Annotated in this window: 23 protein-coding genes; 18 read left to right on the forward strand and 5 right to left on the reverse strand. The window is 46.4% G+C overall.

Annotated features, from left to right (window positions below; all coding sequences use genetic code 11):
* The first annotated feature begins 3 nt into the window (after positions 1-3).
* The 18 genes from ACESQI_RS21145 to ACESQI_RS21230 all read left to right on the forward strand — a co-directional run bounded on the left by ACESQI_RS21145 (position 4) and on the right by ACESQI_RS21230 (position 18,572).
* Entirely contained in the window at positions 4-705 is a 702-nt protein-coding gene (locus ACESQI_RS21145; protein ID WP_075965636.1) for a prokaryotic E2 ligase family D protein, read from the forward strand.
* Positions 702-1,490 (forward strand): PRTRC system ThiF family protein, encoded by a 789-nt coding sequence (locus ACESQI_RS21150; RefSeq protein WP_075965637.1) that lies wholly within the window; start codon positions 702-704, stop codon positions 1,488-1,490. The genes ACESQI_RS21145 and ACESQI_RS21150 overlap by 4 nt, the downstream gene beginning before the upstream one ends.
* A 154-nt stretch (positions 1,491-1,644) precedes the next feature.
* The gene (locus ACESQI_RS21155; RefSeq protein WP_077155676.1) at positions 1,645-2,727 is read left to right on the forward strand and encodes an AraC family transcriptional regulator; all 1,083 of its coding nucleotides are present in this window, start codon (positions 1,645-1,647) and stop codon (positions 2,725-2,727) included.
* A gap of 237 nt (positions 2,728-2,964) precedes the next feature.
* Complete coding sequence (locus ACESQI_RS21160) at positions 2,965-4,065, forward strand: DUF3575 domain-containing protein (RefSeq protein WP_118420478.1); 1,101 nt, start codon at positions 2,965-2,967, stop codon at positions 4,063-4,065.
* Between the two features lie 16 nt (positions 4,066-4,081).
* A complete protein-coding gene (locus ACESQI_RS21165) occupies positions 4,082-4,969 on the forward strand; it encodes a FimB/Mfa2 family fimbrial subunit (RefSeq protein ID WP_373127046.1) in 888 nt (295 codons plus the stop codon).
* Between the two features lie 20 nt (positions 4,970-4,989).
* Positions 4,990-5,877 carry a fimbrillin family protein gene (locus tag ACESQI_RS21170; RefSeq protein WP_122339071.1) on the forward strand — a complete coding sequence of 296 codons (888 nt, stop codon included), beginning with the start codon at positions 4,990-4,992 and terminating at the stop codon, positions 5,875-5,877.
* A gap of 34 nt (positions 5,878-5,911) precedes the next feature.
* The gene (locus ACESQI_RS21175) at positions 5,912-7,486 is read left to right on the forward strand and encodes a fimbrillin family protein (protein ID WP_122339069.1); all 1,575 of its coding nucleotides are present in this window, start codon (positions 5,912-5,914) and stop codon (positions 7,484-7,486) included.
* Positions 7,487-7,508: 22 nt separating this feature from the next.
* Positions 7,509-9,083, forward strand: coding sequence for a fimbrillin family protein (locus tag ACESQI_RS21180; RefSeq protein WP_373127048.1), 1,575 nt, complete (start codon positions 7,509-7,511; stop codon positions 9,081-9,083).
* A 12-nt stretch (positions 9,084-9,095) separates the two neighbouring features.
* Complete coding sequence (locus ACESQI_RS21185; protein ID WP_070750202.1) at positions 9,096-10,802, forward strand: fimbrillin family protein; 1,707 nt, start codon at positions 9,096-9,098, stop codon at positions 10,800-10,802.
* Between the two features lie 229 nt (positions 10,803-11,031).
* Entirely contained in the window at positions 11,032-11,529 is a 498-nt protein-coding gene (locus ACESQI_RS21190; protein WP_005680436.1) for a DUF2589 domain-containing protein, read from the forward strand.
* 21 nt (positions 11,530-11,550) lie between these two features.
* The gene (locus ACESQI_RS21195; protein WP_117884719.1) at positions 11,551-12,252 is read left to right on the forward strand and encodes a DUF2589 domain-containing protein; all 702 of its coding nucleotides are present in this window, start codon (positions 11,551-11,553) and stop codon (positions 12,250-12,252) included.
* 56 nt (positions 12,253-12,308) lie between these two features.
* A complete protein-coding gene (locus ACESQI_RS21200; RefSeq protein WP_060407914.1) occupies positions 12,309-12,911 on the forward strand; it encodes a hypothetical protein in 603 nt (200 codons plus the stop codon).
* Positions 12,912-13,057: 146 nt separating this feature from the next.
* Positions 13,058-15,379: a hybrid sensor histidine kinase/response regulator gene (locus ACESQI_RS21205; protein ID WP_373127051.1), complete on the forward strand. Its 2,322-nt coding sequence runs from the start codon at positions 13,058-13,060 to the stop codon at positions 15,377-15,379.
* 12 nt (positions 15,380-15,391) lie between these two features.
* Positions 15,392-16,699, forward strand: coding sequence for a sigma-54 dependent transcriptional regulator (locus ACESQI_RS21210; protein ID WP_117808932.1), 1,308 nt, complete (start codon positions 15,392-15,394; stop codon positions 16,697-16,699).
* Between the two features lie 312 nt (positions 16,700-17,011).
* Positions 17,012-17,428, forward strand: a complete 417-nt coding sequence (locus ACESQI_RS21215; RefSeq protein WP_004311805.1) for a hypothetical protein — start codon at positions 17,012-17,014, stop codon at positions 17,426-17,428.
* A gap of 206 nt (positions 17,429-17,634) precedes the next feature.
* Complete coding sequence (locus tag ACESQI_RS21220) at positions 17,635-17,958, forward strand: helix-turn-helix domain-containing protein (RefSeq protein WP_074783352.1); 324 nt, start codon at positions 17,635-17,637, stop codon at positions 17,956-17,958.
* 12 nt (positions 17,959-17,970) lie between these two features.
* Positions 17,971-18,264: a helix-turn-helix domain-containing protein gene (locus tag ACESQI_RS21225; RefSeq protein ID WP_074783337.1), complete on the forward strand. Its 294-nt coding sequence runs from the start codon at positions 17,971-17,973 to the stop codon at positions 18,262-18,264.
* On the forward strand, positions 18,261-18,572 hold the full coding sequence (locus ACESQI_RS21230) for a helix-turn-helix domain-containing protein (protein ID WP_004311808.1): 312 nt from the start codon (positions 18,261-18,263) through the stop codon (positions 18,570-18,572). The genes ACESQI_RS21225 and ACESQI_RS21230 overlap by 4 nt, the downstream gene beginning before the upstream one ends.
* Before the next feature lie 24 nt (positions 18,573-18,596).
* On the opposite strand, the gene ACESQI_RS21235 is transcribed toward ACESQI_RS21230, so the two are convergent.
* From ACESQI_RS21235 to ACESQI_RS21255, 5 genes are all read right to left on the reverse strand, one after another.
* Entirely contained in the window at positions 18,597-19,922 is a 1,326-nt protein-coding gene (locus ACESQI_RS21235; RefSeq protein WP_004311809.1) for a site-specific integrase, read from the reverse strand.
* A gap of 20 nt (positions 19,923-19,942) precedes the next feature.
* Complete coding sequence (locus ACESQI_RS21240) at positions 19,943-21,166, reverse strand: site-specific integrase (RefSeq protein ID WP_074783354.1); 1,224 nt, start codon at positions 21,164-21,166, stop codon at positions 19,943-19,945.
* A gap of 496 nt (positions 21,167-21,662) precedes the next feature.
* Positions 21,663-21,875: a DUF6132 family protein gene (locus tag ACESQI_RS21245; protein ID WP_122201544.1), complete on the reverse strand. Its 213-nt coding sequence runs from the start codon at positions 21,873-21,875 to the stop codon at positions 21,663-21,665.
* Between the two features lie 706 nt (positions 21,876-22,581).
* Positions 22,582-23,109 carry a hypothetical protein gene (locus ACESQI_RS21250; protein WP_002562621.1) on the reverse strand — a complete coding sequence of 176 codons (528 nt, stop codon included), beginning with the start codon at positions 23,107-23,109 and terminating at the stop codon, positions 22,582-22,584.
* A 12-nt stretch (positions 23,110-23,121) separates the two neighbouring features.
* On the reverse strand, positions 23,122-23,742 hold a 621-nt coding region (locus ACESQI_RS21255; RefSeq protein WP_373127054.1), incomplete at its 5' end, for a M91 family zinc metallopeptidase.

The following is a 23,742-nucleotide window of genomic DNA, read 5'->3' on the forward strand; positions in this document are numbered from 1 at the left end:
CATATGATAGACAGCAACGAACTGACCAGAAAGATCAAGACACCGCTCAACCCCAGGGCGGCACTGATAGCCTATGCCTCGGAAGGGGACAAGAACTTCTTCCTTGAAATCCGGGGTATTGACGACCGGGGAAACATGACGGAAGGAAGACCGGTGACACTGGAATTCATGAACACCCTCGTGAAGGAATACTCGGAAAGACACGGTACCACTCCATACGGGAAGATACCCGACAACCTGCTGTATTGCGACTCGCGCAAGGGCAGCGAAAGATACGTGTGGTACAATCCACCGCACAAGCGGATGATGTTCTTCAGCACCGCACTCAAAATAGAAAACGCGGAATATTACCTGCCGGGAGTAATCTACGAGGCCGGAGAGCACGGAATGAGAATCTATGCCTACAAGGGGAACGTTCCCAGACCGGATACCGTACTGTATGCCGCACCGTTCTTCAACGTGACAGGTTCCAGCGTATGTCTGGGAAACGCCAGGATAGAGCTGCCGAAGGACCTGACCTATGAAAAGCTGCTGCAGTACTGGGAACGGAAATTCTGGCTGACGGAATTCACCCACCTGGGAGGGAACGGGAACCCGACAAGGTCAAACCTCGTGCTGGTGGCAAAGGCGGCACGGGACAGGGACTTCAACCTCGACGAACTGAAACAACTGAACAACATGAAACTTAAAGACATACTGAAATGAAAAGAGTACACTACATCGACAACTATCTCATAAACCCGCAGCATCCGGTAACGGTAAACCTTATCGGAGCGGGAGGAACAGGCTCACAGGTGCTTACCTGCCTGGCCAGGCTTGACACGGCACTGAGGGGACTCGGACATCCCGGACTGTTCGTGACACTGTATGATTCCGACATCGTGACGGAAGCCAACATCGGGCGGCAGCTCTTCAGCCCTTCGGACATCGGACTGAACAAGGCGCAGTGCCTCGTCACACGCATGAACAACTTCTTCGGCAACGACTGGAAGGCGGTACCGGACATCTATCCGGCAGCCCTGAAGGACGCCAGACGGGATAATCTGGCCAACATAATGATTACCTGCACGGACAACATAAAGTCCCGTCTCGACCTCTGGAACATACTGAAAGCCGTGCCGGTTTCGGAATACAGAAGCCACGAAACACCACTGTACTGGATGGACTTCGGCAACATGCAGAATACGGGACAGGTCATCCTCGGAACCGTACCTAAGAAAATCAGACAGCCGGCATCCAAGCTGTACGAAACGGTGGAATCGCTGAAGGTGATCACACGATATGTCAAATACGCAAGAGTGAAGGAAAAGGATTCCGGACCGAGCTGTTCGCTGGCGGAGGCTCTGGAGAAACAGGACCTGTTCATCAACTCCACACTGGCACAGCTCGGCTGCAACATCCTGTGGAAAATGTTCCGCAACGGTATGATCGAGCATCACGGGCTGTACCTGAATCTCTCCACCATGAAAGTGAATCCGATAACTGTATAATATCAAAGCGTTTCCGTATGATTAAAATATAAAAAAGAACTCAGGAAAATAATCCTGAAAACCAATATTTTTCGTAACTTTGTATCAAAATCAAATAAGCATAACAATGGAACCATCTATATACAGTTTTTCACTTTGTGCCGCACTGCCGTTGATGTTATTCTTCGGCTTTTATTTTTTGTTTGCAAAGACTCCTGAAAAGAAAATTTTCAAGAATTATCTCCGCTCCCGACAGATTATGGGTATAGCTATGCTGCTGCTTTCGGCAAATTATTCGGTACATTTCTTCTTTGGTATTCGATTCAAAAATGCGGATTCTTCCATATTGATGAACATGTCCACATACTTCCTGTGCTATTCTCTGTTCAGTTCGGCATTGATAATGTTGCTTGATTGTTTTTACATTACCAAACGGCGTGTGTGGACACATATCATTTTATGGATTATATTCTCAACTCTTTCCGGAGTTGTGTTGTTCCTGTTGCCAAGCGGAATCATGCAAAAAATCTCTTTATTTGCTTTAGCTGTCTGGTTAATCGTTTTTGGAGTCGTTTTAGCTCGCAGAGTCATAATTGCATATCGTAGAGCCATTCGGATTTTCAATGAAACTCAGGCGGATGATATAGGCACATATATCGAATGGCTTTCCATATTCACTTATTGGGCTGTTATCTTCGGTGTCGGATGCGGATTGCTGACATTTCTGCCAGACAAATATGTTTTTATCTGGATTTTGTCGTCAATACCGTTCTACAGCTATCTTTTCTACAGCTATCAGAACTACCTGCTGTTCTATGAACAGGTGGAAAATGCTTTTGAGCAAGATATACAGTCTGAAGAAGAACTTCTGACAGATACGGAAACAGAACCTGAAATAGTTTCTGAGAAAGAAGTTCCAGTGTCCTATACAGAAATTATAGAGAAAGTGGCCAACTGGATAAAGACAGACGGCTATGTCCAGCAGGGACTTACCATAAAAGAACTGTCCGAAATACTTCATACGAACCGTACCTATCTTTCCGCTTATATCAAGACTACGTATAAAATGACATTCCGCGAATGGATAACCGGTCTCCGGTTGGAGTATGCGAAAAACATACTGAAGGAGCATCCGGAAATCAATATACAGAAGCTGGCTGAGTCTTCCGGTTTTCTTTCCCGCAGTAACTTTATCAAATCATTTACAGAGAAGGAAGGATGTACGCCTGGCAAGTGGAAAAAAGCAAATCTGGAATAATTTGTGTGGTAAAAAGCCGATGAAAAAGGTCTCAGAAGCTCATTTTCAAAAAGTGCTCAAGCGACAAAAAAGTGCTAATTCGACAAAAAAAAGTGCTCAAACGACAATTTGAAAAGTGCTCAAACGACAATTTTTATAAAACGCTGTATTTCAACAGAAAAAGTTTTTGTAATATTTTGGGCGCTGAATGGCATTTATTACCTTTGGAGAAGACAAAGATAATAAATTCAAGTTTATATGAGCAGAAAAATCACTTTTCTCACCCTGTTTCTGTGGCTGATGACGGTAACTTTTCCTGTCATTGCGCAGCAGAAAGCAGACACGACCTACACCTTCCGGTTCGTTCCGCAGAAGGACATGTTCTACGTGCCTTGGAATGGCAATGACACGGAACTTGCCCGTCTGCTGGAATGCATCGAGCGCAACAGAACGGACATTCTTGACGGCAGGCTGCCGCTGCTGGTTGACGGCTACTGCAACTCGCTGGGCAGTGAAACCGAGAACCTTGCCACGGCGAAGATCCGTGCCAACCGTGTGAAATCCGAACTGATTATCCGTGCGGAAATCAAGGAAGAAAACTTTATCACCCGCAACCATGCGACAGAGGGAGACTTTGTCACTGTGCGCCTGACGGTACCGGTCAAGGAAACAGCCGTGACGGATGCGGAAGCGGAAGCACGACGCAAGGCGGAAGCCGAACGACTGGAAGCCGAGAAGCGTGCCGAACAGGAACGACTTGCCGAAGAGCAGCGCAAGGCGGAAGAAGCCCGACTTGCCGCTGAAAAGGCAGAAGCCGAGAAAGCCGCTCAACAAAATACACTTGCCGACACGCCGTCGGAAACCAAAATCACAACTGATTATCATCTCTCCCTGCGTGCCAACCTGCTGCGCTGGGCTACCCTGACACCCGACCTTGGCGTGGAATGGCGCATCTGCCCATCGTGGGGCATTGCCGTAAACGGCTCGTGGACTTCATGGACGTGGAGCGACAAGGACCGCCGCTATGCACTCTGGGAAGTGGCTCCGGAAGTGCGTTACTATATGGGTGAGAAGAAAGCCTGGTATCTGGGCGCGCTGTTCAAGGCCGGACAGTTCAACTACAAGCTCTCCGAAACAGGCAAACAGGGCGACCTGATGGGTGGCGGCATCACCGCCGGCCACCAGCTGCGGCTGAACAAGGCACTGGCTCTTGATTTCAACCTCGGTCTGGGCTACCTGAATGCCGACTATGAGAAATATGAGGTCATCGACGGCGTGCGTGTACGCCACGGCAACGAGACAAAAGATTGGTGGGGCCCCATCAATGCCGGTGTGACATTGGTATGGAAGTTATTCTAACACGGAGGAATAGAATATGAAAGCAAAACAATATATAAATATGATGGGAATGGCAGCCGCCGTGCTGCTCTCTTCCTGCGTGAAGGACACGCTTTATGACACGCCGCACCCCGACTACGGGAAGATTGCGGTAACAGCCGACTGGTCGGCCCGCGGTGAGGGTATCGACATACCTGCCACATGGACGGTCACCATGGGCGACTATACGGGTACGGAGACTTCCGCCACCCATGCCCCCGACCATCTGTTTGCTCCGGGCAGCTACACCCTTGCGGTGTGGAACCCGGCTGAAGGAATCACGGTGAACGGCACCACAGCCACCATTGCCGCAGCCACGGGAACCCGGGCAGGCACGGATGCCTTTGTGAACAATGCCCCGGGATGGTTCTTCACCTATACGGAACAGGTGACCATCGAGAAAGACAAGAACTATCCGCTGACCGCTACAATGAAGCAGCAGGTGCGCGAGCTGACGCTTGTCGTCGAACCGACGGGTGATGCCGCTGGACGCATCACGGAGATTGTTGCCCATCTGACGGGTGCAGCCCGAACACTCAATTTCGCTACTGATACCTACGGAGCCGCTTCGAACGTCGTGCTGCCCTTCACCAAGATAACCGAAGGTGACGATGCTGGCAAGTGGAAAGCCACGGTGCGGCTACTGGGTGTGACAGGCACGGAACAACTGCTGACGGGTGAAATCCGCTATGCGGACGGCAACCCGACCCCCACGATGCTGAAAAGCGACCTCACGGAAGCCCTCAAGGAGTTCAATACCAGAAAGGGCGCATCGCTGACCCTCGGCGGAACGCTGGTTGAGACTCCCGAAGGCATGGAAGTGGACGGATCCGAAATCAACGGCTGGGAAGAAGTGAAAGGTGATGATGTAAATGCCGATTTGTAACTAATATAATGACAGATATAATGAAGACAAGATTTTTTGCACTTGCGACGCTCGTCCTCGCACTGGCAGCCTGCAACAACGACAACGAGAACCTGAACGGTGACCCAGTGGCCGCCCAGTTTACCGCCGACATCGCCCTCGCCACCCGCGCCAGCGGAACCACCTGGGATAACGGCGACCGTATCGGCATCACCGACATCGGCAACGACACCCAGTACGGCAACGTGCCTTTCATCCTGAAAAATGGGAAATTTGAGGCAGAAAAAAAGGTCATCTATATCGAAGATACAAAGACCCATACTTTCCGCGCCTACTATCCGTACAACGCGGCGGGAGGTATCCTCGCAGCCACGACCGATGCCACGGCGCAGCAGAACCAGTCTGCCATTGACTTCCTCTTTGCCACAGGAGCCACGGGAGACAAAAAAAGCCCGGTAGTGAGCTTCACCGACAAAACCGGCAAAGGCGGTGAAGACAACTCCTTCCACCACCGCATGAGCCGGATAACCCTTACCTTCGAGGCGGGCGACGGCGTGGATTTCAGCGTGGTCAAGCCTGAACGTTACACGCTGGACGGATTGTTACTCACCGGTACGTTCAACACGGCCGACGGTATTGCCACCGCAGACAACGGGGCACAGACCGGAGAACTGGCCATGAATTTGGCAGACGGCGTTCTCACGTCATCGATCATCCTCTTCCCGCAGACAGTTGCATCCCTGCCGTTGGTTGTGAATTACAAAAGTCAGGAATATCATGCCACACTCACCGTGCCCGAAGGCGCACTGCAGGCGGGCAACAACTATACCTATACCGTCAAGGTACGCAACAAAGTCCTTGAAGTCAGCGAAGCCACCATTGCAAAGTGGAACGATATAGACGGCGGAGAAGTGGGCGCTGACCTGTAGGATGTTAATAATTAATCGATTAGAATAAAGAATTATGAGACATAGATTATTTATCCCCGCAGCCACCGCACTGCTGTTCGCCCTCGCCGCCTGCACACAGGACGAACTTGCTGGCGATAACCGTCTGCCCGAAGGTGAATACCCTGTATTCATCCGTGCCACCGGACTGTCCGTAGAAGCAACGCCGCTGGCAGCCTCTTCCACCCGTGCCGCTGTGGACGGCGACTGGCAGGGCGTCACTTCCGTGGCACTCAAGATGGGCGATGCGGTAAAGGAATACACCGTAACGGCTTCTACCGATTTCAAGAGTGCCACGCTTTCACGCGAGAACGACCCGTACTACTGGACCAGCCGCGACCCAATTACCGTATCGGCATGGTGGCCCTTCAACAATGCCAACATCACACAGATGCCTGCCGTGAAGGTGGCCGAAGACCAAAGCAAATTGGCTGACTTCCAGAACAGCGACTTCATCTCTGCTGAGAACCGGAAGGTGGAATTTAACACCCCGACTCTTGAATTTACCCACCGCACGGCACGCGTGACAATCGAACTGAAGCCCGGCACGGGATTCACGAGCGTCGCCGGTGCCACGGTGAGCCTCGTGAGCCTGTCCGCCGATAACGGCAACCCGACTGCCATCAAGACCTACAACGCAAGCGGCAACACCTACGAGGCACTGACCGCCCCGCAGACCGTTGCGGCAGGCAAGCCATTCGTCAAGGTGGAACTCGGCAGCGGCACCTTCTACTTCCGTCCGCAGAACAACGTCGTATTAGAAGCGGGCAGCCGCTATAAATATACCGTCAAGGTGAACGCCACCGGCCTGACGTTAGAGGGTTGCACCATCGGCAGCTGGGCTGACGGCGGCGGCGAGAGCGGCACAGCCGAGGATTTGGGCTACATCTACGACAGCAACACCAAGACCTACACGGTCTATAACGCCGACGGCCTGCTGGCATGGAACGAAGCCTCACAAAAAGATGAATCGATAAATTGCACCCTCGCCGCTGACATCGACCTGACGGGTAAGGAATGGACACGGTCAGGCATATTTACATTCTACTCCGGCGTCTTTAATGGGCAGGGACACCGCATTACAGGATTTAACTCTTCAGCAATGAATAATACTGGATTTTTGGGTTCACTCTTAAGTGAACGTGGAGTGATAAAGAACCTACAACTCATAGATGTGAATCTGTATGGCAGTAGTGGAAATACTGCTGGAATAGTGGGCCGAAATCATGGCCAAATCATTGCCTGCTCTGTGACGGGAAAAATTTCTGCATCATATGGTGGAACTTGTGGTATAGCCGAATCAAATTATGGCGATATCATCGCTTGCTGGTTCGACGGCACATTGAAAGAGTCTAACAATGGAGCTATAGTGCGTTATAACTACGCTGATATAACTTCCTGTTATTGGGGAGGCAATGCCGGGCAAGGAGTATTCCGTATTGAAGGAGGAACGGTAGATGCCACGAAGGTGGACGGCGCGACCGTGAAATGGCAGACAGCCGTCGACGGCATGAACACCGCCCTCACCGCTGGCGACTACCAGTGGATACTCGGCACCGACGGTCTGCCCGTATTACAAAAGAGACAATAACGAACCCTAAACGACACGCATCATGAAACGAGCAACCATCCATACATCCGCAGCCATCGCCCTGCTGCTCGGCCTTGCCGCCTGCACGCAGGACGAACTTGCCGACGATAACCGTCTGCCCGAAGGAGAATACCCCGTAGTCATCCGTGCCACCGGACTGTCCGTAGAGGCAACGCCGCAGGCAGCCCCATCAACCCGTGCCACCGTGGACGGCGACTGGCAGGGCGTCACTTCCGTGGCACTCAAGACGGGCGATGCGGTAAAGGAATACACCGTAACGGCTTCTACCGATTTCAAGAGTGCCACACTCTCACGCGAGAACGACCCGCACTACTGGACCAGCCGCGACCCGATTACCGTATCGGCATGGTGGCCCTTCGATAATGCCGACATCACACAGATGCCTGCCGTGAAGGTGGCCGAAGACCAGAGCAAATTGGCTGACTTTCAGAACAGCGACTTCATCTCTGCCGAAAACCAGACGGTGAAATTTGACGACCCGACACTTGAATTTACCCACCGCACGGCACGCGTGGCAATCGATCTGAAGCCCGGCACGGGATTCACGAGCGTCGCCGGTGCCACGGTGAGCCTCGTAAGCCTGTCTGCCGATAACGGCAACCCGACCGCCATCAAGACCTACAACGCAAGCGGCAACACCTACGAGGCACTGACCGCTCCGCAGACCGTTGTGGCAGGCAAGCCGTTCATCAGGGTGGAACTCGGCAGCGGCACTTTCTACTTCCGGCCGCAGAACAACGTCGTGTTGGCAGCAGGCAGTCGCTATAAATATACCGTTAAGGTGAACGCCACTGGCCTGACATTAGATGGCTGCACTATCGGTGACTGGGCTGACGGTGGCAGCGAGAGCGGTGAGGCTGAGGATTTGGGTTATTCTATACAGAACGACGGCAGTTACACGGTCTATAACGCCGACGGCTTGCTGGCATGGAACAAAGCCGTACAAAAAGATGAATCAATAAATTGCACCCTCACCGCCGACATCGACCTGACGGGTAGGGAATGGACACGGATAGGCACATGGCCAGGTTACTCCGGCGTCTTTAATGGGCAGGGACACCGCATTACGGGATTAAACATTTCAGCAGCGACTACTGAACTTTTTGGGTTATTAAATGTACGTGGTGTGATAAAGAACCTACAACTCATAGATGTGAATCTGTATGGCAGTAGTGGATCAGCAGCTGGAATAGTGGAGCAAAATGAGGGTCAAATCATTGCCTGCTCTGTGACGGGAAAAATTTCTGCATATGGTAGAACTTGTGGTATAGCCGATTTAAATTATGGCAGTATCACCGCTTGCTGGTTCGACGGCACATTGAAAGAGTATGAATCTGGAGCAATAGTGCGTTATAACTACAATACTATAACTTCCTGTTATTGGGGAGGCAATGCCGGGCAAGGAGTATTCCGTAATCATGGAGGAACGGTAGATGCCACGAAGGTGGACGGTGCGACCGCGAAATGGCAGACAGCCGTCGACGGCATGAACCCCGCCCTCACCGGCAACGACTACCAGTGGGCACTCGGCACCGACGGCCTGCCCGTACTGAAAAGAAACAATAACAACCCCTAAACAACACGCATCATGAAACGAACAAACATCCATATATTCGCAGCCATCGCCCTGCTGTTCGCCCTTGCCGCCTGCACGCAGGACGAAGCGGGCTTCCTACCGGAAGGGGCGGAAGGCACATCCATCGTCTTCACCGCCACGGGACTGAATCCCGCCGCGACAGCCACCGTCGGCACCCGTGCCCCCGCGGATGGCAATTGGACGGGTGTGCAGAGCGTGGCAGTTCTGATGGACGGCACGGTGAAGACGTACAACGTGACGCCCTCCACCGCCGACCCCACCAGCGCCACGCTGACCTCCACCGACCCGTACTACTGGACCAACCACAACGACATCACCGTCACGGCGTGGTGGCCCTACACCGCTGGCGAGACAACCCCACCTGCGGTAAAGGTAAAAGCCAACCAAAGTGCCCAGAAAGACTTTGAGGGCAGCGACCTCATCGTAGCCGACGGGCAGACGGTGACCTACGGCAGCCCCACGCTCCGCTTCACCCACCGCACGGCGCGGGTGACCATCGTTCTGACGGACAACACCGAGGGGCTGGCATCCGTGCAGCTGACGGGTCTCTCCACCGAAGGCGGCAACCCGGATATAATCGTCCCGTATGACAAGGGCAGCAACACCTACACCGCCATCGTAGCCCCGCAAAGTGTGGCAGCTGGCACGGCCTTCATTACCTGCACCTTCACTAACGGCAAGACCTTAGTTTATAAGATGAAGAATGCTACCGACTGGCAGGCGGGCGGTGAATATACCTACACCGTCTCCCTCGCTACGGCAAGAGGCTATATCATAGAGGACGACGGCAGCTACACGGTCTATAACGCCGACGGTCTGATGAATATAGCCGAATTAGTGAACGGAGGTAAGACCGACATAAACATTACCCTCGACAAAAACATTGACCTCACCGGCAAAGCCTGGACGCCGATAGGCACAGACTACGACAACTCATACAAAGGCACCTTCGATGGTGGCGGCCATACCATTACGGGGCTGACCTTTACGACAAATGACGAATTTGCGGGTCTGTTCGGCTGGCTCAATAGAGCTGGTACGGTGAAGAACGTGGTGATGGAGGGCGTACAGATAACAAGCAATCAAATATATGGCGGCAGTATTGGCGGCGTGGTAGGATCTAGCTGGGGCACCATTGAAAACTGCTCGGTGTCGGGCAACGTCAGCGGCACGGTGTATGTCGGCGGTGTGGTGGGTGTTCAAATAGGCGGTTCCATCACCGGATGCAGTTCCTCTGCCACAGTGAAGGGAACGGTCGATGTCGGCGGCGTGGCAGGTCAGACGAATTCGAGTGCCACCCTGACCGCTTGCTATGCCACGGGCAACGTGATCATAGAAATAAACCCCAAAAAGAATATCGCTGGCGGCAGTCTGGTGGGAATGAACGCAGGAATCAGCCTCCTTGCCTGCTATGCCACGGGCAACGTAACCAGTACGGGTAGTAGCACCGGCAAAGTACATATCGGCGGCTTTTTGGGAAATAACTACACCACCGTGACCGCCTGCTATTGGAAGAACAATCATGAACAAGGCATCGGCTACAATAAAGAAAACATCGTCCCCGAAGCCACGAAGGTGGACGGCACTGGCGTTACCTGGAAGAATGCCGTTGATGCCATGAACACCGCCTTGCAGAACGCAGGCTCAAAGTGGCGTTACGAACTTAAAGGAGCATTGCCTACCTTGAGGAAGCAGTAAGCCGTTGCGGGCGGAAATGTTCCGCCCGCAACGAACATTAACCGAAGTATAACCCCAATAAAAAAAGGAGGACGTGCTGGAACACACGGAGAATCCACCATATAGGTTTTGGCATCAAGGCATTGTTAATAATAATATAGACTCCAGTGTAAATATGGAAGCTGTAAGCCGGACATTGTCAAGATTGGTGCTCATTAAAGGCAACAAATCAAGTAATTAAATTAAAAACATGGGACTTTTTCACAGAGACAAGAAAAATAATGACGATGAGCCGGACAGTGTTCAAACCAATTCATTCTCTGATATTATGAATGGTTTGCAATACGCCGTAAACTGTGCACAAGATACATTGCAGAATCATCAGATACAAAATCTGACCAGACTTTTTGAAGGAACAAATGCAAATAACGCAAATACGTTCCAATCGAAAAAAATCATGGTTGGAGACAAGACTATTGATATTCCACTTATAGCTTTGATATCCCATCATTATCTTGCGATGGATAATGTGCAGATAAAGTTCAAGGCGAAGGTCGGAAGCGTGGAATCACAGATTCCAGAAAACAACTTATTGTTATCCAGCCCACAAAGAGCCAATCTCCAGATGCAGATGAGCAACATAAAACCGGATGCGGATGATGTCATGGAGGTTTGCGTCAATTTTAAGGTTCAGGAGACTCCAGAGAGCATTTCCCGAATTATTGACGATTTTGTAAAAAATATCTAACAATTTTAAAATTCAAATGTTATGGCAGAAGAAATAAAGAACCAAGGGCAACAAGAAAATGCGGAAAACTTGAATGAAAATGTAAGCGGACAGGCGAAAGAAATTATCTCCGCTGCATTGGAAGAGACTCAAAACAGAGAAACTTCTCCAGTTCTTAAAGCAGATTCAAACGTGACTGACAAATTCAAGGGGCTTCCCATGCGGGAACTTATTGCAGCTCCACTTATTGCAGCAGCCGAAGCACAACAGGAATTGGCAGCGACAGCATGGAATTTCTACCAGCAAATTGCATTTGATGGTAAAAGCGGCAATAAAGCGCGTATATTGGAATTCGATGTCGAAAGACCGATACAGCAGGATGGAAAAATGACAACAATGTCACAAAGTGTCAAGGCTCCGTTTATAGGATTGGTGCCTATTCCTTCCCTGCTCATAGATCGCGTGGATGTCGATTTCCAGATGGAGGTTACCGATACATCAAACGTAAAAAGCACTACCAACGCAGAAGTAGAGGCAAAAGCTTCTGCAAAACATTGGTTTATAAATGCGGAAATCAGCGGCAAAGTCACGACCGCCCGCGAGAACACCCGCATGACCAACCAAACGGCAAAATACCAGATACATGTTTCGGCCAGCCAGCAACCACAGACCGAAGGTCTGTCAAAACTGATGGATATAATGGCTTCCTGTATCGAGCCTATAAATACAGAAAGCAGTAAATAGAGTATAAACATATAGAACGGGATGGATAAAGTCCCGTTCTTATAATTCATACAAAAATGCCGATATTACCGAGTTTAAGAATTAACCCTGTAGCGACTATCAATAGTTCAAATATTTTTGTGCTTCCTCAAGGATATGCATTTCCTGCAGGTCCAGTAACAATAACAGAAATTAGTTTGAGAAGAGGCTCTCTTTTCAGGTTAATACCAACACCACTTGGTACTGACTTCTATTTCCCATTCATACCAAATAATGTAGGTTCATGTGTTGTTAACCATCCATTCAATGGACAAATTGTCACGACACTGGCGTTAAGCGGATGTGCTATAGAAGTCCACTCTTTCCCAAGTCTCAATCGTTATGTCTTCTATCATGATAGTGATGGTAGAAATATGTATCGCATCCCGCCTACAAATAGAGGGGCTCAAGTCTGTCGAATTCAATCCGGATCCTATTGGGATAACTATGGGCTTTATAAGACGGCAGCTCCAAATGTTCAATTCATATTTGTTTATTATAATAATGCCTGGCATGTAGGTGCTTTTGGCGTTTATACAAAATATGTTCATCCATCAGTAGATATCATAAAAACATTTACACCCAAAGGAGGTAAATACAGAGGCTTTTTTAACGATAGGTTTCGTTTGTTGCAGCTATAAAATGCAAAATGCAAGCACTACCCGTTATTTATGAATTTTGTTTGAATTGTGAATGGCAGCTTTATTGAGACATGACATACGCAACATTATTTTATGGCAGTCATCGGCAGCATGGCTGCCATTTTAGCAAACGCTTGATTTAGTTGATGGAGATAAGATTACGACATAAGATTCTTTTGGGATATATAATTCTTTTGGCGGCCATAGGCAGTATGGTCGCCATTTTGGTACATGAACGCAAACGAATAAAAGAGATAGAGGCCGAGTCCGCCGAGATACGGCAAGTGCGTCGTAGTATCAACACGGCTCATCGCCGTATTACGGGGCTCGCCACATTGGGTGAGGGTGTGGTAAATTGGAACAAAGCGGACTATCTATACTATCGTAACCGCCGACTGCAAGCCGACAGTTTACTGAACTTGCTGAAACGGCACTGCCGTGAATATGTACGCCCGGAACAGATAGACACTCTTCGTGCTCTGCTTGCCGAAAAGGAGACACACCTGCTGCACATAATGGAAATGTTTGAACGGCGAACTGAAGCGGACAGCGTGCTGGTAAACCAGTTGCCGGAAGTGGCAAGGCGTGCAACACATATCCGTACCATAGAACAAAAGAAAAAAGGGATTGCAGGATTCTTCGGGAAAAAAGAAGAAATACAAGTAATGCCATCCCAAAAAGAACTTCATGATTTCAGTGACAGCCTGATAGCAATACATCAAAGACAAGCGAGCGAAATGGACATTTATGCCGACAGCCTGCGTATGCGCAACAGGGAATTGAACAGGACATTGAACAAGCTGATAAACGACCTTGACGAACAGGCACAAACAGCCTTCTCACAAAGAGAGTTAAAAATGGCAGAAGCAGAGAAAATGTCGTTCTTTTTAATGGCAGGAGTAATCGGCATGGCCATCATCCTGCTCATCATTTCGCACCTTATCATCATGCGTGACCTTAACCGCAGGGAAAGGGACAAGGCTGAACTGGAAGATACGGCAACACAAAACCGTACACTCTCCGACATGCGCAAGAAAATAATCATCACACTTTCCCATGACATACGAGGACCTCTCAATGCCATCAGTGGCAGTGCTGAACTGGCCATGGATACTCGTGACCGGAAACGCCGCAATGCCTATCTCGGAAACATCCTTGAATCATCCCGTCATATCACCCGGCTTGCCAACAGCCTGCTTGACCTCTCCCGTCTGGACGATGCTAAAGAAACCCTAAACGAAATTCCTTTCCATCTTGAATCCTTTCTGGAAAGTATCGCTGAAGAATACACACGCAAGGCGAACGACAAAGGATTGATGTTTGACAAGGCTTTTATGGGTTGCGGCATCACCGCCCTTGGCGATGCAGACCGCATAAGGCAGATAGTGGTCAACATTCTGAAGAATGCTGTAAAATTCACCCGTACAGGTTATATCAAATTTCTGGCAAGTTATGAAGAAGATACTCTTTCAGTAAAGGTCAAAGATACGGGGATAGGAATGGACGAGAACACAACACAACGCATTTTTCAGCCCTTTGAACGGGCTGCTCCTGATTTGGATTCAGAAGGCTTCGGACTGGGACTTTCCATTACGAAAGGGCTGGTGAACCTGTTCGGAGGAAGACTCTCTGTTTCGAGCCAGATCGGTAAAGGCAGCGAATTCAAGGTGGAAATTCCGCTTAGGCAGACCAATGAGCCTGCAAGAGACAAGCCAGAAACTTATACGGGAAACCTCAGACTTCCTCGACGGGTTCTTGTAGTCGATGACGATCCGATACAATTGCGCAACACAGTTGAAATGATGGAACGGAACGGTATCTCATGCCGAGCCTGTACCAATGCACAGGAAGTGGTCAAGGCATTGAGAACCGGAGAATACGACCTATTGCTGACCGATATACAGATGCGTGGTACGGGAGGTTTTGACCTGTTGCATCTGCTACGCCTTTCCAACATAGGAAATTCACGGACAATTCCCATAGCTGCAATGACCGCCCGTAACGACGGCGATGCAGACCGCTATATTCAAGCCGGACTTGCCGGCTGTATCCACAAACCGTTCTATACAAGAGACCTGCTCGAATTTCTCTCGTCACTCATTGGACAGGACAGAACAATGGATAATCATTCTCCAGATTTCGAGGCTCTGTATGTCACTACGGGAGACGAACGCTGGACTTTGGAGACTCTTATAGAGGAATCCAATAGGAACAGTTCTGACTTGCTGGATTCTTTGAGTCAGGAAAAGCCCGACCGGAAGCGGATATGGGAAACTCTGCACAGGATGTACCCGATGTGGGAGCAATTGGGAATAGCCCATGAGCTGGAATCGTACAGCTATGAAGAGTATGTGGAAGATACGGATGAGTCAGCATTCCGCAATGATGTGGAAAGAATTGTCAGAAGAATAGACCGGCTGATATCTGAGACAAAAAGCCGATTATCGGAAATGGACGGACATAATTAAATGAAAACATGAATGAAATACAGAATACTGATAGTTGAAGACAACATCATGCTTGCCGGGCAACAGAAAAAAAGGTTGGAAAAATCCGGTTATGAAGCAGAGATAACAATAGATGAACCAGGGGCACGAAAACTGCTCAAGAAAGAAAGTTTCGACCTTGTGCTGTCCGACGTACGCCTGCCGGAAGGGGACGGTATATCTTTGCTCGAATGGATGCGGAAGGAACGGATGGATATCCCTTTCATTATCATGACCGGATATGCTTCAGTACCGGATGCTGTACAAGCCATAAAACTGGGAGCCAAAGACTATCTGGCAAAGCCGGTACAGATGGACGAATTGCAAAGACAACTGAAAGATATTTTCCGTCCCAAATCTGTGATATGCGACAAAAACAAGGATTTGCTCCCCAGAAACAGCCTTCAGATGCAGGAGGTCGAACATCTGGTCAGTACAGTCGCCCCATTTGACATTTCTGTGCTTATACTTGGTCCTAACGGTGCCGGAAAAGAATCGGTTGCACAGCGTATCCACTATATAGGAGAGCGGAAGGATATGCCGTTTGTCGCCGTGAATTGTGGAGTCATACCCAAAGAGCTTGCACCCACCCTCTTTTTCGGGCACATAAAGGGAACATTTACCGGTGCCGACGCCAACAAGGACGGATATTTTGAAATGGCAAAAGGCGGAACACTCTTTCTGGATGAAATAGGGACCTTGTCCCTGGACGTCCAAGCCATGCTGCTGCGGGTTTTGCAAGAAGGCACATACATCCCAATAGGTGGTAACAAAGAAAAGCGGGCTAATGTAAGAATTGTAGCCGCCACCAATGAAGATCTCCAACTTGCAATACAAGAAAAACGGTTCAGGGAAGACCTATACCACCGGCTATGCGAATTTGAGATTGTCCTGCCTTCCTTGCATGAATGCCCCGATGACATTCTGCCTTTGGCTCATCATTTCAGAAAAAAGTTTTCCGGAGAACTGAAAAGACCGACAGAAGGCTTCAGTTCTGAAGCGGAACAATTGCTTCTCTCTTACCGCTGGCCTGGGAACGTACGGGAACTGCATAACAGGATAAGAAGGGCGGTACTTATGGCTAAACAGCCGCTCATTGAAACCGCCGACCTGAATATCAAACTGGAAGCGGCGACCGATGAAATCAATCTTTTTCCTGAAAACGATGCGGAAGAGAAACACTCGATAATACAGGCATTGAAAACCAGCCATGGGAGTCGCAAACAAGCAGCAGGCATACTGCATATTGATCCGTCCACACTATATCGGAAAATGAAAAAATATGGATTGAATGACAAATAACCGTCATTCCATATTTCTGTTTGGAATAAAATGCCTACATTTGCATATGATTGGAAATCCTTGTAATATAGGAATGACAGTCACAACATAAGGAGAAAATATCGGCATTGCTTTAAGCCTTGCCGAACATTACAACATAAGTCGCAAGACGTCTCAGGTAGAAATCTGGTAAATTGATATTGTAGAGGCTTTTGCGTGTAGCTTATGCTATGTCCTATAGCGTGAGCTCATGCATGATTCTACAATGGGCTTACCAGAGCCTCTACCTGATAGTGCGTGAGTTTCACGCTTTTCATTTAGAGGAAAAAAGGTATGGCCAAGTTACAGGTTCTGATAGCAATGACATTAGACGGTTCCATTCCGGCTGAAGACGACCCCTTATTACAATGGATGAGAGACGACAAGGACGGATTCTCATACGGGCGCGACAAATGTACCCGCCGGCTCTATCCGGGTTATCCGCTTGTGGATTTCATGTGCGAGAAAGACATGTCAGACCCATCCATCCTTTATCAAGCCGAGATACATGACGAAGAAAGTATAGAACTTTTGCGTGGTCTCTCAGTTTATCATCTCATAGATGAAATGATCATTTTCCTGTTTCCTTCCACTCGTCCGAACCATAAATCCGTCTCAAAACATCTGCCACGTGGAGAGTGGAAAACCGTAAAATCCAAAACATTCAAAAACGGAATTTGTCGCCTGGTTTATTGCAAGACATTGCAATAAGGCATTGCAACATATTGCATTTGCAATACTTCCATCAGTCTCATTTTTATGGGGCTGATTTTTTATTTCCCTATTACTCAATGACTTGTCATACTTTTATGTGGCGATATGTTCCGTTGGTCTATGTTTTGGCCTATATCATAATGAAACCTGTTGCGCAACACGGTGTAAAAAATGGAATTATTACACTAAAAACAGAATTCATTATGATACAGATAGACAGGGAGACATTCCAGATGATGCTCCATCAGATAATGGAACGGTTTGACAGGATAGATGACAGGCTGAACCGCATGAACAGGCAGACGGCCGCTCTTGAGGGTGACAAGCTGCTTGACAACCAGGATATGTGCGAGCTCCTTGGTGTTACCAAGCGTACACTTGCACGCTACCGCCAGAAGAAACTCGTCACCTACTACATGATTGACGGACGTACCTATTACAAGGCTTCGGAAGTCCAGGACTTCCTGAGCAGGAAAGGAAAGGTACTTCCGGCAAAAATTAAAAAGGAACTCGGTATTCAATTCTAACAAAACGGCAGTATGGAAATTATATGTATAGACAAACGGACATTTGACGAACTGGTTGTCCGATTCAGCATGATAGAGAAAAAAGTCACTGGTATATGCAATCCGGCCAAAGATGCAGGACTGAAAAAATGGATGGACAATCAGGAGGTATGCGAGATTCTCCGCATATCAAAGAGAACGCTTCAGGTATATCGTGAGAAAGGACTGTTGCCTTTCACCCGGATCAAGAACAAGTTCTTCTACAAGCCGGAAGATGTGCAAAACATGTTGGAATCAAGTTATCACCCACAAAAAAGAAAGCCATGAGTTACGATCTTATAGACAGAAAGGACCAGCGGATTGATACTATTTTCAAAGGGCTGGAAAACATGGAGCGTATGATAGACGCAATAAGGACGGCTCCGAGACCCGCATTCCACAGTGATTATTTCCTCACGGACGAGGAACTTTCAAAGCTGTTGAAAGTAAGCCGGCGTACCTTGCAGGAATACCGGACCCTCGGCGTGATACCTTACTACCTTGTGCAGGGAAAAGCCCTTTACAAAGAGTCAGACATACAGAAAGTTCTTGACGACGCATATAAAAGATGCAGGGAAGAACAGCGATGGGTATGAAACAATGCAAAAGAAACGGCCTCGTTACAAGGTCGTTTCTTTATTTTCTGATAGCTGGCTTTGGGATTTTCGTCTCTGTTTCCTTACTATAATATCCTCCTCATATAAGCCGGATGTTTGGCTTAGACCAGCTGCCTTCAGACGTTTCATGTCTTCATCTACTTTCTTGTCGGTGACTTTAGCATAAAGCTGCGTAGTTTCAATTCGCATATGGCCCATCATTTTACCGACCGTTTCAATTGGAATGCCCATTGAAAGAGTTATATGAGTTCCGAAATTGTGTCGCGCCTTATGGAATGTGAGTTCAAAACCGTATACCTCACCTAACTTACGGGTAAGCATAATGAAATACTCACGCTTGTATAAATTGAAAACCTTGTCATCATGACGCTGTTCCCGATACTTTTCAATTATCTTCAACGGAATATCCAACAGCCGTACAGAAGACAATGTCCCTGTTTTCTGACGTTGGATATGAATCCACCACGAACCATCCTCAGATTGTATAATATCATTAACAGTCAGTCTTTTCAAATCTGCATAGGCAAGTCCGGTAAAGGTGGAGAAAATGAACATGTCTCGGACAAACTGAAGCTGTGGCTTCTCGACCGGGGTTGTAAGCAGTGTCTTCAGATCTTCCAATTTCAGATGACGACTTTTCCGTTTGGGTAATTCCGGATGAAGACGACAGTAAGGATCGCGGCGTATTGTTCCCTGACTGACAGCCCTCATAGTCATCTTCTTCAGTCTATAAAGGTGTTCATGTACTGTCTTCGGACTTAAGTTCCTGTTCGTCCTGAGAAACAGTTCAAAGTCATCATAAAAAACACGATCAAGATTCCGTAAAAGAACATCCTCTATACCACGTTTTTCCTGCACAAAAGCAGAAAGGTGCTTATATGAGCGCAAGTAAGAATCATAACTTTCCTTTATCCGATCCACCCCGATACGCTTCTTGAACTCCTCGTTATGCTCTCTGAAAAGAGCCAGCAGAGTTAGCGGTTTCTGACCGACTCCCATCACAGCATTCTTTACCTGCTCTGCCGTAATAAATCCCAGACTGTTCTTAATCCGCCTATAATGCTCCTTGATTTCTTTTGTCAGATCATCAATGGCCCGGTTGACGGTAATAGCATTCTCACTGCGGCCGTCAGCCCGTCCCTTTTCCGGATTCCAAACGGCAGGATTGACAGACACTTTCGTTCCTATCTGTTCCCATTTGGCATCTATGCTTATCTTGCACAGCAGCTGACATGTTCCGTCTTTACGGATTTTGGTACGGTTTATATAAAACAATATCGCAAATGTACTGCGACGTTTGATTTCCATATTATCAGTATTTCTTTTCATAATCCTATTTTTTGCCATTATCAAATAACTACAGAAAACCTCTCAGCAATTTTTTTATCCAATGCTTTTGTATCTGTATCTATCTTATTGTCTGTAACCTTTGCATAAAGCTGTGTAGTGCCAATTCTGCTGTGTCCCAACATCTTGCTGACCGTTTCAAGTGGTACACCATGGGAAAGGGTGATTTCGGTCGCATAGGTATGACGGGCTACGTGGAAGACCAGCTTGCGTTCTATGCCACAGAGTACGGCTATCTGTTTCAAATAATGGTTCAACGAACTGTTGGAATACATAGGAAGAAGTTTTCCCTCAGGAGCCACATCCCGGTACTTTTCAATGATATGAAGCGGCAATTCCATAAGCGGTATTTCAAAATCTACACCGGTTTTCTTGCGTGAACTCCTAATCCACCAAGTGCCATCTTCAGCAAGGGAAAGATTCTCATTTGTCAGCATACACATATCGCTATAAGGAATACCAGTATAGCAGGAAAACAAAAACAAATCCCGTACATGATAAAGGGTGCGACTATGCAAAGGGGTGGTCATGATTCTGTTCAATTCCTCTGTTGTAAGATATTTTTGTTCCGGTTGCGGATGTGTCGGTTCATAACCCACAAAAGGAAACGCTGTAATGATACCGTCCGCAATCGCTTCTCCGACAATTGTTTTCAGCCTTACAGTAAGATTTACAATCGTTCCTGGAGCTAAATGACATTCCGTACGCAAATGCAAATCGAATTTTTCAATGAAAGAACGGTCTAATGCTGCAAAAGGAATGTCTGACAACTTGTATTGTGACTGTAAGAAACGAACCAGATGATCATAGGAATTTCGATAACCGTTCAAGCTGCTTTCCGTCCGGTTAATCCCAACACGTTTCTCGAAATTTCTCATGAAAAGCCTGAAATAGCTTAACAAGGTTTCCTGTTCCGAAGCCATTCCCAAAAGCTGGTGTTTTACTTCTTCTGCAGTAACAACTTCACGGTTTGCGGATTGTTCCGCATAGATACTGAAAGCAGCTGCACGTATTTCATCCAGCCTGTTATTTATGTCTCGGGCCGCAGCGCTTTTCCCACAGGCACGTCCAGATAACCACAAAGACTGTGGCACACGAAGCTTAACACTGAATGCTGTTTCAGAGTACTTGCCGACAATAAGCCGTGCCATTACGGGACAATTTCCCTTGGCATCCGCCTCGCTCTTTTTAAGGTAGAACGAAACCTTTACATCTGTTTGATTCATAATCTGTTCCATTGTTTGCAAAATTAACGGAGACAGAGTTAATCATCGGCATGTAAAATATCGTCAAACATAGACAAAGCTATCACCATTGACTTCCGGAACCTATATTTTTCATATCTCAAAAAAAATAAGTACCTTCGCTAAGCTAAAATGATAAAACTGCGTTCTTTATGGTCGGAGCAAAAAGGATTTTCAAACAACTCCATACAACTGGAATGGGCAACGGATAGGTAGCAATTTTTCCGCTTAACTATTCAAAAAACAGCTTCAAAGCACACGTTTACAAATGTAGAATAATATTGCCTATCTCCCTGAAAACCCAATAGTTTACATTATTCTTCCTAAATCCATCCGTATTTGGGCGAGTTTTCTTATATTTGAAAACAGGATTCAAGTATAAAACTCGAATCCTCTAGTTTTCTATTTACACAAAATCGTGGACAGTGCCGAATAATCAAATCACCTGAAACCTATTTTTATTTTTCCTTGTTTCTTTTTATTTTATTTTTTCTTTAGTTGTCACTTTAAAAGAACTTAGGAGTAGTCCACCCATAAGTGCCCCCCATAAAGCACTATTGACAGGTGAGGATGTGATAGGACAACTCCCGGTAGTACAACCTACAAATTTCCAGTACAGAAAACCACCCAATGCACCAACTGCTATTCCTGTCAAAGTAAGCCACTGGCTTTTAAAGAAATTTCTTATCATATTATTCTTTTATTAAAGCTTCGTTTTGAAGCATATAGTTATGTAATCAGTTTAACTGTTTTCTATTAAAACAAATTTCCTTCGGAAAATATTTGTGTAGTAACATTTATTTGCTAATAATTCATGGATTTGATAAGAATTAAGGAAAAGGGATCGATTATTCCGAGTTCGTTCAATTAAGTATATAGTTGTGATTTACTATGATTTTTTTTATTAAAATCCACTCGTCTCCTATAGATTGGATAATTCCTAAGCATGGTTCATCCCATCCTTTCATGTAAAAACTATAAAATTTATTAGAATCCATAATGTACTATTTTTATGTTGTTATTTATATATAGTTCTTCGTTGATCATTAACATCTATTATAGTATATACAATAGCATATCCATTTTATTATGAAAAGAATAGGATGATCATTTCAACATCTATTTATGCAATCTAATGGGGGTATTTTATAATTTTATATGCTCTCCGTCCTCTTCATATATATAGCCAATTTGGATAGTTCTGATTTTGTTACGCCATACCCAAAGTATTATTCCTTGGTCAAAGTAGTATACATCATAATAACGCCCATTTTTTTTGGACCTTCAGAATATAGATGCATAGTATTTGTAGATAATAATCCAAATAATTCTAAAAAGACATTATAATACATATTAATAAGTTCTTTAGCATAAAACATTTCTCATATCCAATATTTCTATCTCTTATGCCAACGAAACCAGCCATACACATCTCCTCCAGCTTCTCTATCTTCGAAATATATGTTATGTAAAGAGCATAAATACAAAATATATTCTACATTCACTTGTTCATTGTAAGCCACAGGAGGATAAATATATAAAGCTTCATACTCCTTATCTAAATATTTATTCAAAAGACTATCTATACCACATTTATTATATAATTGTAATAGGGTAGAATCAACATCAATGCGATTGTTAAGACCAAGAGTAGAATATAGGGTAGAATCAACTTCAATACATTTTTTTTCTTTAATATGTTTGTATAGTTCAGTGCAAAAATCATTGTAAGATACAAGTTGAATATTTTGGGATAAATACAATCCCCCAATTGACTTATATACCATTATTGAGTCCTCTCCTTTATAAATTATTGGAAAACAGACTAATACGTCATAGTCGTTGCTTCCATGAAATATTGTTTTCCAATCGGACTGGCAAGATATTAAAACCGTCATTATTAGCATATAACATATTCTTTTCATATAATTATCTTTTTATTTAAAATAATCCAATGGTCTTAATGGCTCATTTAATGCTTTTCTTACTTTATTTTCAATCTTGATTGCATTAGTTTCCGCTTGTTGCCTAGCTTCTTTTTTTTCTTTGGCTGTTCCCTTTTTATTCCAATTGACACCTCTACCATTTATATAGTCATCTGCATGTCCTAATTCGTGGGCAAGCCCAATTATAGGAGAACGAGGTCCTAAATGATTCGATTTAGAATTCACATCATAATAGATAGTAGAACCTTGTTTTATTTCCGCATTTGGATAATTCTTCTCAGTGGCATTTTGGGATGTCTCTTTCCTATTATTGGTTGGAACAATCTTTACTTCAAGCTCACTATTCTCCATATCTTCAATCACATTTTTTACATCTTCATCCATTTCTTTTAGTTGTTCTGTTTGATTTTGAACCTGAGATTCAAAATTATCTGCACCAAAGAAAGCTGCAACTCTTCCCCAAAAACTACCGACTACTATTTTCCTCCCATCTGGGTCTATCAGATGTGTGAAATCGTTCGCACAATACGCATATGGCGATAAATGATAATACTTTTCCAACAATGGATCCATTGTTGAGAATCTTGGAATGCGAGTATATTGCAATCTTGC

Origin of the sequence: Bacteroides sp. HPS0048 (assembly GCF_964240755.1) — a bacterium.
In the GTDB taxonomy this organism is placed as follows: Bacteria; Bacteroidota; Bacteroidia; order Bacteroidales; family Bacteroidaceae; genus Bacteroides; species Bacteroides nordii.

Coding starts and splice junctions, on each gene's coding strand:
- ACESQI_RS21145 (WP_075965636.1), top strand. CDS start 4: ATGATAGACAGCAACGAACTGACCAGAAAGATCAAGACACCGCTCAAC.
- ACESQI_RS21150 (WP_075965637.1), top strand. CDS start 702: ATGAAAAGAGTACACTACATCGACAACTATCTCATAAACCCGCAGCAT.
- ACESQI_RS21155 (WP_077155676.1), top strand. CDS start 1,645: ATGTTATTCTTCGGCTTTTATTTTTTGTTTGCAAAGACTCCTGAAAAG.
- ACESQI_RS21160 (WP_118420478.1), top strand. CDS start 2,965: ATGAGCAGAAAAATCACTTTTCTCACCCTGTTTCTGTGGCTGATGACG.
- ACESQI_RS21165 (WP_373127046.1), top strand. CDS start 4,082: ATGAAAGCAAAACAATATATAAATATGATGGGAATGGCAGCCGCCGTG.
- ACESQI_RS21170 (WP_122339071.1), top strand. CDS start 4,990: ATGAAGACAAGATTTTTTGCACTTGCGACGCTCGTCCTCGCACTGGCA.
- ACESQI_RS21175 (WP_122339069.1), top strand. CDS start 5,912: ATGAGACATAGATTATTTATCCCCGCAGCCACCGCACTGCTGTTCGCC.
- ACESQI_RS21180 (WP_373127048.1), top strand. CDS start 7,509: ATGAAACGAGCAACCATCCATACATCCGCAGCCATCGCCCTGCTGCTC.
- ACESQI_RS21185 (WP_070750202.1), top strand. CDS start 9,096: ATGAAACGAACAAACATCCATATATTCGCAGCCATCGCCCTGCTGTTC.
- ACESQI_RS21190 (WP_005680436.1), top strand. CDS start 11,032: ATGGGACTTTTTCACAGAGACAAGAAAAATAATGACGATGAGCCGGAC.
- ACESQI_RS21195 (WP_117884719.1), top strand. CDS start 11,551: ATGGCAGAAGAAATAAAGAACCAAGGGCAACAAGAAAATGCGGAAAAC.
- ACESQI_RS21200 (WP_060407914.1), top strand. CDS start 12,309: ATGCCGATATTACCGAGTTTAAGAATTAACCCTGTAGCGACTATCAAT.
- ACESQI_RS21205 (WP_373127051.1), top strand. CDS start 13,058: ATGGAGATAAGATTACGACATAAGATTCTTTTGGGATATATAATTCTT.
- ACESQI_RS21210 (WP_117808932.1), top strand. CDS start 15,392: ATGAAATACAGAATACTGATAGTTGAAGACAACATCATGCTTGCCGGG.
- ACESQI_RS21215 (WP_004311805.1), top strand. CDS start 17,012: ATGGCCAAGTTACAGGTTCTGATAGCAATGACATTAGACGGTTCCATT.
- ACESQI_RS21220 (WP_074783352.1), top strand. CDS start 17,635: ATGATACAGATAGACAGGGAGACATTCCAGATGATGCTCCATCAGATA.
- ACESQI_RS21225 (WP_074783337.1), top strand. CDS start 17,971: ATGGAAATTATATGTATAGACAAACGGACATTTGACGAACTGGTTGTC.
- ACESQI_RS21230 (WP_004311808.1), top strand. CDS start 18,261: ATGAGTTACGATCTTATAGACAGAAAGGACCAGCGGATTGATACTATT.
- ACESQI_RS21235 (WP_004311809.1), bottom strand. CDS start 19,922: ATGAAAAGAAATACTGATAATATGGAAATCAAACGTCGCAGTACATTT.
- ACESQI_RS21240 (WP_074783354.1), bottom strand. CDS start 21,166: ATGAATCAAACAGATGTAAAGGTTTCGTTCTACCTTAAAAAGAGCGAG.
- ACESQI_RS21245 (WP_122201544.1), bottom strand. CDS start 21,875: ATGATAAGAAATTTCTTTAAAAGCCAGTGGCTTACTTTGACAGGAATA.
- ACESQI_RS21250 (WP_002562621.1), bottom strand. CDS start 23,109: ATGAAAAGAATATGTTATATGCTAATAATGACGGTTTTAATATCTTGC.